At 70.4% G+C, this 12,712-nt stretch carries 9 protein-coding genes; 4 read left to right on the forward strand and 5 right to left on the reverse strand.

From position 1 onward, the window contains the following. Nucleotides 1–307 precede the first annotated feature (307 nt). The 3 genes from QHF84_RS35795 to QHF84_RS35805 all read left to right on the forward strand — a co-directional run bounded on the left by QHF84_RS35795 (nucleotide 308) and on the right by QHF84_RS35805 (nucleotide 5,448). The gene (locus tag QHF84_RS35795; RefSeq protein WP_281318015.1) at nucleotides 308–1,828 is read left to right on the forward strand and encodes a DUF1501 domain-containing protein; all 1,521 of its coding nucleotides are present in this window, start codon (nucleotides 308–310) and stop codon (nucleotides 1,826–1,828) included. Beyond that, entirely contained in the window at nucleotides 1,825–4,053 is a 2,229-nt protein-coding gene (locus tag QHF84_RS35800) for a hypothetical protein (RefSeq protein WP_281318016.1), read from the forward strand. Before QHF84_RS35795 ends, QHF84_RS35800 begins: the two co-directional genes overlap by 4 nt. A 66-nt stretch (nucleotides 4,054–4,119) precedes the next feature. Next, nucleotides 4,120–5,448, forward strand: coding sequence for a hypothetical protein (locus QHF84_RS35805; protein WP_281318017.1), 1,329 nt, complete (start codon nucleotides 4,120–4,122; stop codon nucleotides 5,446–5,448). Here the strand turns inward: QHF84_RS35805 and QHF84_RS35810 are convergent. The 4 genes from QHF84_RS35810 to QHF84_RS35825 all read right to left on the reverse strand — a co-directional run bounded on the left by QHF84_RS35810 (nucleotide 5,402) and on the right by QHF84_RS35825 (nucleotide 9,443). Next, nucleotides 5,402–6,157 (reverse strand): HAD family hydrolase, encoded by a 756-nt coding sequence (locus QHF84_RS35810; protein WP_281318018.1) that lies wholly within the window; start codon nucleotides 6,155–6,157, stop codon nucleotides 5,402–5,404. The two genes, QHF84_RS35805 and QHF84_RS35810, sit on opposite strands and share 47 nt — an antisense overlap. A gap of 54 nt (nucleotides 6,158–6,211) precedes the next feature. Then, a complete protein-coding gene (locus QHF84_RS35815; RefSeq protein ID WP_281318019.1) occupies nucleotides 6,212–8,008 on the reverse strand; it encodes a long-chain fatty acid--CoA ligase in 1,797 nt (598 codons plus the stop codon). 67 nt (nucleotides 8,009–8,075) lie between these two features. Next, nucleotides 8,076–9,179: a hypothetical protein gene (locus tag QHF84_RS35820; RefSeq protein WP_281318020.1), complete on the reverse strand. Its 1,104-nt coding sequence runs from the start codon at nucleotides 9,177–9,179 to the stop codon at nucleotides 8,076–8,078. 108 nt (nucleotides 9,180–9,287) lie between these two features. Next, nucleotides 9,288–9,443 carry a hypothetical protein gene (locus QHF84_RS35825; RefSeq protein ID WP_281318021.1) on the reverse strand — a complete coding sequence of 52 codons (156 nt, stop codon included), beginning with the start codon at nucleotides 9,441–9,443 and terminating at the stop codon, nucleotides 9,288–9,290. Between the two features lie 137 nt (nucleotides 9,444–9,580). On the opposite strand from QHF84_RS35825, the gene QHF84_RS35830 reads away from it, so the two are divergent. Then, nucleotides 9,581–12,097, forward strand: coding sequence for a hypothetical protein (locus tag QHF84_RS35830; protein ID WP_281318022.1), 2,517 nt, complete (start codon nucleotides 9,581–9,583; stop codon nucleotides 12,095–12,097). Between the two features lie 39 nt (nucleotides 12,098–12,136). Here the strand turns inward: QHF84_RS35830 and QHF84_RS35835 are convergent, their stop codons facing one another. Further along, nucleotides 12,137–12,451 carry a hypothetical protein gene (locus tag QHF84_RS35835; RefSeq protein WP_281318023.1) on the reverse strand — a complete coding sequence of 105 codons (315 nt, stop codon included), beginning with the start codon at nucleotides 12,449–12,451 and terminating at the stop codon, nucleotides 12,137–12,139. Nucleotides 12,452–12,712: the final 261 nt, after the last annotated feature.

Raw genomic sequence — 12,712 nt, forward strand, 5'->3', positions numbered from 1 at the left:
GCCGTCCGCGACCGCCGAGCACGCTCTCGCCGCGCCGGAGCACGTTGTCGTCCTGGACTCGTTATCCCTCTCCCGGATGCCGCGGCGCGTATCATCGCCTCCTTGCACCTTCAATGGGCGTGGCATTTCACGTTCCCATCGGAATGCGTGGTGGCGTACGCGTAACGTTTCGGCACAAATTGAGCCGTTTTCGCGACCGTCCCTGCTCGACGTTGAAAACTTGATTGACCACCCGATCCGCGCGAGAGAACGTAAGACGCGTGCCGGGCGGCATGGTTCGTCCCGGCACGATGACTTGGAGGCTTACGTGAAGCGTCGCGATTTTCTCAAGGGCGCAGGGCTCGTCGCCGCGACGGCGGCCAGCGGCCTGGGCGTATCGCTCTGGGGCATGCGGCAAGCGCGTGCGTTCGGAGAGGTTCCCAAGGAAGCCGAGGGCGCCATGCTGCCGCTCGAGCTGCAGGCCGAAAACATCCTCGAGATCTTTCTTTACGGCGGCGTGAGCCAGTACGAGTCGTTTTACTGCGTTCCCTCGCTCGGAGAGGCGAGCGGGACGCAGTGGTACGCGTACCTGAACTCCGGTCAGGTGCAGGCGGCCGTGGATCAGTGTGCGTTCCAGGGCCCGCTCACCGAGCCCTTCGCAGCCGACTCGATGGGCCAAACGGTGCACCTCGGGCCCTTCGTGATGCCCCTGCGTGAACGGCCCGACGTGATGGAGAGGACGCGCGTTTCCATCTCGGCGCACGACCTCGAGCCGCACGAGGGCGCGATCCCGATGATGCTCGGCGGCCGCGGGCTCGGGCATCCGGCGTTTTCGGGGCTCGGCGCGCACGTGCAGCGTTACTTCCTCGAACGGTTCAACCAGCCGGGTCGCGCGCCTTACTCGTACGCGCTGATGTCGAACGGCGCGAACGGGCTGCCGACGGACAACATCCGCAGCGTCGTGTCGATCGGAATGCACCCCGGCGCAGCGCGCCCGCTCGCCATCAAGGTCGACGCAGCAGGTGACCTCACGAGCCTGCTCGCCCGCGGGACCGTGGGGCAGAACCGAGCGCAGTACGACGCGCTGATGCAGGGCTACATCGATCGGTACCACGAGCGGCTGCGCTTCCGGGGACAAGGCAATCCGCTGCGCGCGCCGCGCCTCGGCGAGCTCGAAGCCGCGTCGAGCTCCATCGCCAACGCGCAGGCGATCTCGGGCGTGCTCGAGCCGCAGTTCTTCAACAAGGTCAGCGGATCGAACTGCGGCGACTTCGCGAACACCGACGCGATGACGATGAACCTGAAGCTCGCGGCGCACCTGCTCCGGCACCCGACCGTGCCCGCGAAGTACGTGTGCATCGTCGACACAGGGCTGCTCACGGCCGACGGCGGCGGCGGGTACGACACGCACGGCGAGAACTCGTTCACGCAGGCGCGGAACCTGTCGCACACGCTGCGGCAGCTCCTGTCGGTGGTGAACGCGCCGGGCGAGAACAACCCGGCGAAGCTCGACCTCGACAAGACGCTGATCGTGCTGACCACGGAGTTCGGGCGAACGCCGTACAAGCAAGGCAGCGGAGGCCGAAATCACTGGCCGTACGGCTTCCCGGTGGTGTTCATCGGCGGTCCGGTGCGGCCCTCGGGCAAGGGCGTGTTCGGCGCGTGCGGAGAGGACGGGCGCGCGACGATCGCGTCGACGCCGCAGGAGAACCGCATGGCGGCGCTGCTTTCGCTGGGTATCTGGCCCTTCGCGCAGGAGAGCTTCAACGTCTCCGACGTGCCGGGCGCGACGACGGAGATCGAGGCCGCGAAGCTCGTGCAGCAGCGGCAACTGGGGGTGGTGGCATGAAGACCAGGCGTTTCTCTGGGCTCTCGACGCTCACCCTGGCGATCACGTGCGCGGCCGCGATGGCCGTAGCGCCCGCATGCAGCGGCGGCGGGACGAACCCGCCCGAGCCGTCAGGTCCCGGCGTCGGCGGAAGCGGCGGCAGCGGCGGCAGCGGTGGCGCAGGCGGTGACGCCGGCGCAGGCGGAAGCGGCGGTGAGGGTGGAGACCCGACGCCGCACACGCCCGAGCACGTGTGGACCGAATGCCAGGCGAGTGATCAAGCGTGGGTGCGCCGCGCGATCGTCGCGGTGAGCGGTCGCAAGCCGTGGGGCCAGGCCGAGGTGAACGCGTACACCGACGCGATCACGGCGATCCGCAAGGCGGACCTGGAGGCCGCCGGCAAGTTCGGCGAGCTCGGCGGCGCGCTGCCGCCCTACGGCGACGACCTCGTGAACGCGCGGAAAATCGTGGCCCGCGCGCTCATGCGCGAGGACGCGTTCCGGCAGCGGTGGAGCGACTTCTTCATGGACACGCTGCGCGTGAACCGCATCGAGACGAAGTCGCTGCAGCAGTGCTACGGCTCGCCGCCGGCCGCGGCGTTCGACAACGGAACCCTGGCCGCGTGGGTGCGCGACAACGACGCGAACACGAAGAACCCGCCGAGCCCCGGGTTCACGATGAACCAGCTCCTCTCGTCGTCGATCGAGCTCGACGACCTCTCGCCCGTCTACCGCGCGAACCTCTTCGCGATGATGTCGCAGCCGTACTCGGGCGCGAACGTGGGCGAGTACGAGATGGAGCGCGCGCGTCGGCAGAACTTCGGCGCGATCTTCGAGCGCGCCTACATCCATCGCGATCGGGTTTGTCTGACCTGCCACAACAGCGAGTTCTCCGTGACGTACAGCGACGATCCGGCGCTGAACCGGGCGTGGCCCGTGCCGGGTCTCTTCGAGGTCGCGCTCTACGGAAACTCGGCCGGCGTGCACCCCGAGGAGGAGCAGGAGACGAAGGGCACGGACGAGATGCGCGCGCTGTCGATGCTGCGCTACTGGGGCGTCGCCGACGGCGGCGGGACACCGCCCTACGGCTGGAGCGGCAACGCGTGCGGCAGCTTCCGCGTGCCGACGGAGGACGATCCGCTCGGCGTCGACACGTACTTCGGCTCGATCCGCTCGACGCCCGAAGCGCCGAACAAGGGCCGCCGCGCGAGCGTGTGGGACCTCGAACGCGCGCTCAAGCGTGGCGTCGATCGTCTCGCGGCGCACGGGCTCGTGCGTCTGCCCGGCGGCGAGCTCGCCGATCCGGACGAGGCGTTCGCGTACATGGTCGCGCAGAACATCGTCGACGTCGTGTGGTCCGAGGTGATGGGCACGCGGCTGACGATCGCGAACTACTTCCCGCGCACCGAGGTGCAACGCGACATCTTGATGGGCCTCACGGAGAAGTTCGTCGCGTCGCACTTCTCGCTGCGCGAGCTGCTCATCGACATCCTCGCGCACCCGGCCTTCAACCTGAAGGCGCCGGAAGAGGGCTGCGGGAGCGCGGCCTACGAGGTGCCGCGTGTCTTCGATCCGTGGACGATCGCGGACAAGGACATCGGCCGGCGCGGCAACAGCCCCGCCGACGGCATCTTCGCGATCTCGTCGCGCCCGCTGCGCCGCAGCCTGCATCGCGCCATGGAGTGGCCGAGCTACAGCGAGTATCCGCAGAGCGAAGATGAAGAGGCCTTCCAGCTCGCCATCGGCTTCGCGTTGAAGGACGCGGAGCCGGGCTTCCGCGGGCTCGACTTCCAGGGAAGGCTCTCGTGGGAAGCGTCGTACGGCGCGTGCAAGGCGCTCGGCGGGAGCGACTTCATCTCGAAGATCGTGTCGAGGGCCCAGACGACGCCGGGCTCGACCGTCGGTGACGCGGTGATCGCGCTGAAGGATCGCCTCGTCGGCGAGCCGTGGGTCGAGCCGGTGACGGAGAAGCCGCAGATCGAGGCGCTCCTGAAGACGAGCCTCGACGACACGAACATCGCGGGCCTCGACGCGAAGCTGCGCTCGTTCTGCGGCGTCCTCGTCGCGGCGCCGCAGTTCATGCTCGGCGGTGTCGTCTCGAAGGACGCGACCGACGTGCCGAAGCTGACGCCGCCGGAGATCTCGTACGAGGGTACGTGCGGATACGTCTCGTCCATCGCGGGGCAGATCGGCGCGCCGTACACGATCACCTGCGGTCCGGGTACCATCACCGCGAAGAAGCAGTGACGGAAGGGTTTGGGGCGTCGCTCGGCTCGTCCGAGCGCCGCCCCAAACGTTGAAAGGACGACCGGGATGGGTTTGTCGCGGGCAACCAGGGCGATCGGGGCACTCTCGATCGCCCTGGTGATGACGGTCGGGTGCGGCAGCGACGAGGACGTCGACCTCACCGGCGGCGCGGGCGGAAACGGAAACGGCGGCGCGGGCGCGGGCGGCAGCGGCGGCGCGGGCGGCAGCGGTGGAAGCGGCGGCGGCGTCGGCGGCAGCGACGATCCGGCGGAGGCGATCTACCCGAACATCGCGTCGCTGCACGCGCTCGGCGTCGCGCAGACGTGCTCGCTCAACCAGGGCGTGTGCCATTCGTCGCGGCAGTACCCCGAGCTCGGCGGCGTGAAGGACATGCTCGCGCTCGTGAACGCGCCCTGCCTGATCACGGCGGCCGAGCCGAGCCTCGTGCCCGACGAGTGCGAGCGCCCCGGGGACAAACTCGTGATCGGCGGGCAAGAGCGGGAGATTTTGCAGGTCGTGATCGACAAGAACGCGCCGTTCCCGCCGGCGAACGTGGAGCTGCGGCTCGCCTCGGCGCCGCCGTCGCTCGACGCGAACGGCGCGCGTGTCCGCAGGCTCGACGACGCAGGCGCCGAGGTGCTCAGCGTGCCCCTCGACGGCGCGTCGTTCACGGCGGGAGGCTCGCCGACGAGCGTGATCGTGAACCTCGCCGCGTCACCGCCGGCGCTGAAAGGTTTTCTCGACGTGCGCGTGACCGATCTCGATCGGGTGCGCGTCGGCGACGCGAACGGCAACGGGAACGCGCATCCCTCGGCGACGCCGTGGTCGCTCGTCGCGCCGGGCGATCCGGGGCGGAGCTACCTCTACAAGCGGCTGCTCTCGGACGAGCTCGGCCCGCGCATGCCGCTCCTTCAGCGCTCGTGGACCGCGCTCTCGACGCGCGCGGTGTGGTGCTGGATTCGCGGCATGAAGCCGGAGACGAAGCCCGGTGACCTGTCGATCCTCGACCCGATCGACTACGGCAACTGCCCCCCCGACCCCGACGCGCCCGATCCGAACACGGCCGGCACGTGGGGGAGCGTGCGCACGCTCATGGGCTCGCGCTGCGCGACCTCGAAGTGCCACGACAGCACGGACAAGGCGGGGGATCTGGATCTGTCGCCGAACGCGGGGACGTTCCTCGCGAACGTGATCAACGCGCCGAGCGTGCAGACGGGCGCGCAGCGCGTGGTGCCGGGACAACCGGCGGCGAGTTACCTGCTCTGCAAGGTGGATCCGCACTGCGAAGGGCGCGCGGACATGACGAGCCTCATGCCGCTCTCGGGCGAGCCGCTGACGGACGCCGAGATCAAGTCGATCGCGGCTTGGATCCAGGCCGGAGCGAAGCTCGAGTAGGCACGCGCTCGGCCGCGGCCGCGACGCCGAACTCGACGAGCGCCCTGCGCACCTCACCCGCGTCCTTCGCGACCCGCGCCCGCGCGCCGAGCGCGCGCTTCGGATCCCCGCCGAACCACACCGCGCTCATCCCCGCGCCGAGCGCGCCCTCCACGTCGGCGGCGAGCGAGTCGCCGATGTGCACGATGCGATCGAGCGGCCGGCCGAGCCGCTCGGCGGTCCAGCCGAAGATCGCGCGGCCGGGTTTGTCCATGCCGAGCCGGCCGCTGTCGGCGATCACGAGGAACCGATCGTCCCAGCCGAGCTCCGCGACGAGCTCGGCGAGCCGCCCCTCCGAGTTCGAGACGATGCCCACGGGCACGCCCGCGTCGGAGAGATCTTCCGCGAGCTCCAGCATCCCGGGGATCGGGCGCCGCCACAGGTTTTTCCGCGGCTGCTCGGACCAGAGGAAGTCCACCGCGCCTGCGAGCGCCTCCTCGTCGAGCGGCGACGAGGCCGCGCGTTCGAGCAGCGCGCGCATGAAGATCTTCCAGGGGTGACCGCCGAGGCCGCGGTGGATGGCGTCATCGTAGACGCGCCATGCGTCCGGGAGGGCGACCTCGATTCGTTGGGGGTCGAACGATAGGCTCCTCTCGGCGAGGCGCGTGGCCGTGAGGCCCGCGTCGAGGGAGGCGAGGGTTTGTCCGAAGTCGAAGGTGACGGCGTGCATGGCGCACGCTCCGTTAGCACGGAGCGGAGGCTCCTGGGGGGCTTGCCTTTGATGTCAGGCGTCCTGCGCGCCTTCGTACATACGGTCGATCTCGCGGGCGTAACGATCGTAGACCACGCGGCGCTTGAGCTTCAGCGTGGGCGTCAGCTCGCCGTTTTCGATCGTGAAGGGGCGGTCGAGGATGTGAAATTTCTTCACGGTCTCCACGCGAGCGAGCGTGGAATTCACACTGTCGACCGCTTTCTGGACCGCAGCCACCACCGCGGGGTCGCCCGCGAGCTTCGCCGGATCCGCCCCGGGGGCCCCCGCGAGCTCGCCGGCGGCGGCCGGATCGATGACCACGAGCGCGGTGAGGTACTTGCGCCGATCACCGATGACCACGGCCTCGGCGATGGGCGGGTGGTTCTTCAGGGCCGCCTCGATGTTCTTCGGGGCGATGTTCTTGCCGCCGGCCGTGATGATGATCTCCTTCTTGCGGCCCGTGATCGACAGGAAGCCGTCCTTGTCGAACTGACCGAGATCTCCCGAGTGCAGCCAGCCGTCGACGAGCGTGTCGGCCGTCGCTTGTGGCTCCTTGTAGTAGCCGAGGAACACGTTCGGGCCCTTCACCAGGATCTCGCCGTCCTCGGCGATTTTGACCTCCAGGCCGTCGAGCTTCGTGCCCACGGTGCCGAGCTTCGTGTTGTTCGGCAGGTTGAACGTGGTCGGGCCCGTGTCCTCGCTCTGGCCGTAGACCTCGGAGACGATGAGGTCGAGGCCCGCGAAGAACTCGAGGATCTCCTTGGACACGGGCGCGGCGCCGCACACGCACGCGCGTACGCGAGAGAGGCCGAGGGCGGTCTTCAGCTTCGTGAACACGAGCTTCTGCGCGAGCTTGTACTGGAGACCGAGCGCGCCCTCGGGCTGCCCGCCGCGCATCTTCACCGCCGTCGCCTCGCGCGCGATGTCCATCGCCCACGCGACGAGCGCCTTCTTCGCGCCCTTCGCTTCCTTGAGTTTGCCCTGGACGCCCGCGTGGAACTTCTCCCAGATGCGCGGGACGCCGAAGAAGAGCGTCGGCTGCACTTCCTTGAGGTTGTCCGAGACCTTCTCGATGCTCTCGGCGAAGTAGGCCGAGCCGCCCATCGTGATGCAGCCGTGGATGGTGAAGACCTGCTCGGCGATGTGCGAGAGCGGCAAGTACGAGAGCACGCAGTCCTGCGCCGTGCCGCCCACGAGCCTCTGCGCCGTGTCCGAGGTCCACGCGAGGTTCTGGTGCGAGAGCATCACGCCCTTCGGCGGGCCCGTCGTGCCCGACGTGTAAATCAACGTCGCGAGTCCCTGCGGCTCGAGCGCCGCGAGCCGCGCGAAAAAGTCCTCGTCGGAAACGTCCTTCCCCTTGTCGAGGAACGCCTCGTACGAGACGACGAGCGGGTGATCGATGTGCGGCACCCCTCGCATCGTGACGACGTGCTTGAGGCGCGGCAGCTCGCCGAGCATCTTCTCGATCTTCGCCCACTGGTGAGCGTTCTCGACGAGGACGATCTCGCTCTCGGCGTGGTGGACGATGTACGCGACCTCCTCGGGCGAACACGTGGTGTAGATGCCCGCGGGCGCGCCGCCTGCGGCCATGGCCGCGACGTCGAAGGCGACCCACTCGGATCGGTTGAAGCCGAGGATGCACACGGTGAAGCCCGGCTTCTGGCCGAGCGCGATCATCGACTTGCCGAGGCGTTTGACCTCGTCCGCGAGCTCCCGGTAGCTCTTCGGCCGGTAGACGCCGCCCGATTTGATGTGATGGGCAGGCGCATCAGGCCTGCGTTCGGCTTGCTTGAAGAGCCGGGAAGGGATGGTGTCGTTCGGCGTGGACATGGCGGCGCCAGTCTAATCGAGTGGCCCGCCGTTCGTTCCACTCGAAAGACGAACGCTGCCGTAAGATTCAGCGCGGCTTCGGCGCCGTCTTCTCCGGGGGCGGACCTTCGGACGAGGCCGGTGGGGCCTTCGGCGGCTGCGGGGGCGGTTGGTCTTGCTCGGCCGGGCCTCGTTGCCGCCCTGCCGCGGCGCGCAAGGCGATCACGCGCGTCACGAGCTCGGTCGCCTCGTCCGTCGACATGTCCACGCGCGCCGAGATGCGCGGGCCCTCCGCGCCGATCCGCAGGCGCTCGAGGATCGGCCCGAGGCCCATCAGGCGCGCGAGCGTGTCGTCCGCCTGCGCGGCGCGTTTCCCATCGAAAATGTTCGCCAGGTCGGCACACGGGGCCGGCGCGTCGCAGGCCACGACCCCCGACAAACCCACGCGTTCGCCGATCGAAACCGAGAGCCCCAAGCCCACGATCGACGCGGCCGGCGAGCTCTGCGCCCCGCTCAGCGCGATCTCTTCGAGCAGCGTGCGCCGCTGCTCCGGCGTGAGCACGACCGTCACGCGCAGCGCGCCCGGCCCCGCTTCCGATGCGAGCTTCGTGTGGTCCCCGTCGGACCGCGCGGAAGGTACGCGCCCCTCCGCCGCGTCGATCATCGATCGCAGGTAGCTGCCCGCGCCGAGCAGGATGGGCCCGCCCTCGCGCACGGCGATCTCCGCGCCGCTCGTCGACTGGCGCGCGTCGCGCACCGTGCGGAACGCGCCGATCGGGTTCACCACGGAGCGGCCGCCGCGCGCCTCGATGACCTTGCTCGCGCAGGCGAGCAGGGCGTCCGGGTCGATCGCGCCCGAGGCGACGAGGCCGAAGTCGCCGTCGCCGCCGTTCGCGGGCACGGCCACGCCGAGCTCCGTGAGGCCGGCCATCGGGTCGAAGCCGCAGACGTCGCGCACCTTGCCGAGGCCGGGGATCTCGCGGGTCTCGGAGAGCAGGGGGGCGAAGGCGTCCGAGCGCCGCAGGGCGCCGAGGTCGGCCGTGGCGACGAGGAGCGCGCCTTCGGGGATGGCGTCGAGCGTCCCGGGCAGCGGGCGCGCCATCTCGCGTTTTTGCCAGACCCAGACGACGGCCGCGACGACCACCGCCGCGGCGGCCGCGAACACGAGGGCGTTGCGCGTGCGCGTCTGCACGGGCCGAGCCCTACCACGTTTTTCACGAGACCGCGCGCGCGGCGTCCTCGATGCCCGGACGCTACGTTCTGCAAATGCAGAATGCGAGGGCTGGAGGTGATCGGGGCTTCAGCCGGCTTCCTTCGACGGGCCTGTCCCCTTGTTTTTGCGCTCGAAGTAGCCGCCGATGGCCTCGCCGATCCGAGGGACGACCGAGTGGATGACCACGAGCCCGACCAGGAAGGCCACCAGCGCGAGCTCTCGGGGGGTGCCGAAGGCGGACATGCGCCTTTCGTCTTATCACCGGATACACTGAGCGGGTCGGTCCAAATGTTGGAACGAACGCCGCCTTGGACGTAGGAAGGGGAAGACCCCAGGGCCACGCGTTGACAGCCTGGTGCCCCGGGTCGAAGGATCACGCCGTGCCCGCGATGGAGGAAGCCCCGAACACGCCGCGTCGCGACGTGATCCTGATCGCGGATGCCTCCGCGGAAGGGCAAACGATCGCGTCGGCGCTGCGCGCGCAAGGCTTCGCCGTGGCCTTCGCGCCGATCGAGCGGCTCGAAGCGCGCGTGCTCGACGAGTCGCCGCGGGTCCTGCTCGTCGACATCGATCAGCCAGGCGCGCGTGACGCCATCGAGCGGCTGCGCGAGCTGCCCGGCGGGGAAGACGCCGAGCTCGTTTGTCTGGGGAGCCGCATGCGCGCCGCCGAGATCGGCGCGCACTCCGCCGCAGGTCGCTCCTTCGCGCGGCCGCTCGACATCCACGCCATCGTCGCCCAGATCGCCGCGCTCGCCGACCCGGCGCCGCTCGACGACTCGATCGTCGACGACCGCGGCGCCCACGCGATCCGCCCAGGCGAGACCGTGCCTCCGGGCCTGCTCGACGACGGCACCGGCGCGTTCCCGCCGGCCTTCCAGTCCGCGTTCCCCGGCGCGCCCGAGATCGCCGAGATGGGCGTGTCGATCTTTCCACCCGACGAGAGCGACGGGCAGTCGCCGCCGACGCTCCTGCCCGCGCACCCCATGCAGCTCTCGCCGGAGCTCATGAACATGCTCGCCGCCGCCGAGCAACGCGTGCTCTCGGAGACGCCTTCGTCGTCCACACCTCCGCAGGCCGCGGCCGCCGAGGAAGAGGTGGACCTCGTCCTCGGCGACGAGTTCCTCGCCATCCTCGACGAGCCGCTCGACGCCGAGGCGGACAGCTCCCAGTCGGACCTCGGCAACACGGGCGGAATCGATCCAGGCACGGGGCCAAACGCGCTGAGCATCACGACGGGCTCGTTTGCCCTGGCCGAAGGGAACACGACCGCGCCGAACCCGCCGGTGTCCGGGGCCGTAGCCATCGAGCCGCCGAGCGTGGGCGACCTCGTGCTCGACATGCCGGCGACGCCGAAGCCGAGCGAGCCGCTCGGGAAGACCGCGCCCGGGGGATCGACGCCACGTTCGCCGGAGATCCGCGGCGTCTCCTCGGAGGCCCCCGCGACGGCCTGGGAGCCACGCGGAAGTCGCATCGCGGACGATGCGGGCACGCCGGTCCGGCCGACGGAGATGACCACGGCGACCCGCTCGGTCGAGCCGCGGCCCGCGTCCGCGCCCACGCCGCCGCGTCCGCCGCCGCCCGTGATCGAGCCCGTGATCGACGTCGCGCCGCCGACGGTCTTCCCGGCTCGATGGACGGTCCCGAGCGGCATGCCGCGCCTCTCGTCCACGCTCGCGGGGTACGCTCCGGCGAGCGGAGCCGCGCCCCCGAACATGTTGTCTCCGCCCACGGCCCCGAGCGTCCTCGGTCGCACCTCGGACGCCCCGCCGCCTTCGGTGCGCCTCGCCCCGCCCGTGCCGCCGCCGCCGGCGCCCGTTCCGTCCGCGCAGCCCGCGCATGCCTCGCAGGGCCCGCGTGGCCCGCAGCCGACGGTGCTCGGCCCCGGCGACGCGCCGCGCGCCCTCGCTCGCGCCATCGCCAGCCGCGCCACAGGCTCGCTCGCGATTCATGAAGGCGGCTCCGTGCGCCGCGTGGTCTTGCAGGACGGCGACGTGGTCACGGCGGGATCGGGCCTCGCCGACGAGGCGCTCCTCTCCTTCCTCGCGGCCCGCGGCGACCTCGAGCGTGACGTCGCGCATCGGCTCGCCGGCAAGCTCCCGCCCTCGGGAAGGCACGCAGGAGCTGCGCTCATCGCGCACGGATTTCTCCAGCAGGACGCGCTCTGGCCCGTCCTCCGCGCGCATGCCGAGTGGATCATCGGCCGGGCGATCCTCGTCGAGTCGGCCGCCCTGGAGCTCGAAGCCGAGCCGCCGGGCCGCCTGCGCGCCGAGCCCAACGTGTTCGGCGGCGCCACCGGGGCCGAGGTCTTCGTCGAGATCGTCCGGCGCGTGATCCCGCCCGAGACCGCGCTCGCTCGCCTCGGCGGCGCGGCTGCGCGGTTCGACGCCGGCCCGCGCATGTCGCTCCTCTCCGAGTGCGCGCTCCTCCCGGATGAAGCGGCGCTCGTGGGGCAGGCGCCGGGCTCGACCGTGGGCGAGCTCTCGGCTCGCTCGGGGCTCGACGTCACGCCGCTCTTGTACGCGCTCGTTTGCCTGGAGGTCCTCGCGGCGCTCACGCCGGCGCGGCCCTCCTCGGCCGAGCGCAGGCCCCAGGAGGATCCGCTCGACGAGGAGGCGATCCGCATGCGGGTGCGGGCGCGGGTCGCGCTCGTCGAGGACGGCGACTACTTCGCGCTGCTCGGCATCGGGCGCGGGGCGACGAGTTACGAAATCCGGCGCGCTTACCTCGAGCTCCGGCGCTTCTTCGAGCCCTCGCGCCTGCTCACGGCGGCGACGGCCGATCTCCAGAGCGACGTGCGCCTCGTGATCGAGGTGCTCGACGAGGCGTACGAGATTTTGAAGGATGGGACGCGGCGGGAGCGCTATCGGCGGGCGATCGAGGCGGGGCCGCCCTCCTGAGCCGAACGACCGTCGGGACGCGGCCGCTCGCTGGGAAGATCATTCCTCGGCGTCGGGGACGGGCGTCCTCGGCCGGACCGAATCGGGGGGCAGGTTCTCGAGGATGTCGACGACGTGCGAGGCGAGCGAGTGCGCGAGCGACAGTTCGTGCTGCGCCGCCGCATTGACCCCGAAGCCGCGGGTATCGGCGAGCGCGTCGGCCAGCGCTTGCGCCAGCGACAGCGCTCGCGTCACCGGGGAGACGTCATCCGCACGGTCCGTCGATGGGGGACGGGTTTCGCTGGGCCCGCCCGTGTCGGGCTGGGTACCAAGGGCAGTACGTTGTCCGTGGGAGATCGATAGGTCGAGCGCCATGGGCTAGAGCCTCGTTGTTCGTGGACGTGGATCGCGCGCTGGATCTGCCCATGCAAGCGCGTGGCCAGAGCGTGGAAACCGCGCGCGCATCCAGCCGGGGCGCAGCCGAGCGTCAGGGGCGACGGGACACGCGGAAGGTTTGTCGGGGGATGCCTGCCGCGCGACGCGTCAACGTGGGCGAGATGTGAGAGGCAGGATCCAACATGCGAACGAGCGGAGATCCAGGCCGCCGGAGGCTCGGATCGTGGGGTGCGCGAAATG

It is taken from the genome of Polyangium sp. y55x31, assembly GCF_029946505.1.
Classification (GTDB): domain Bacteria; phylum Myxococcota_A; class Polyangia; order Polyangiales; family Polyangiaceae; genus Polyangium.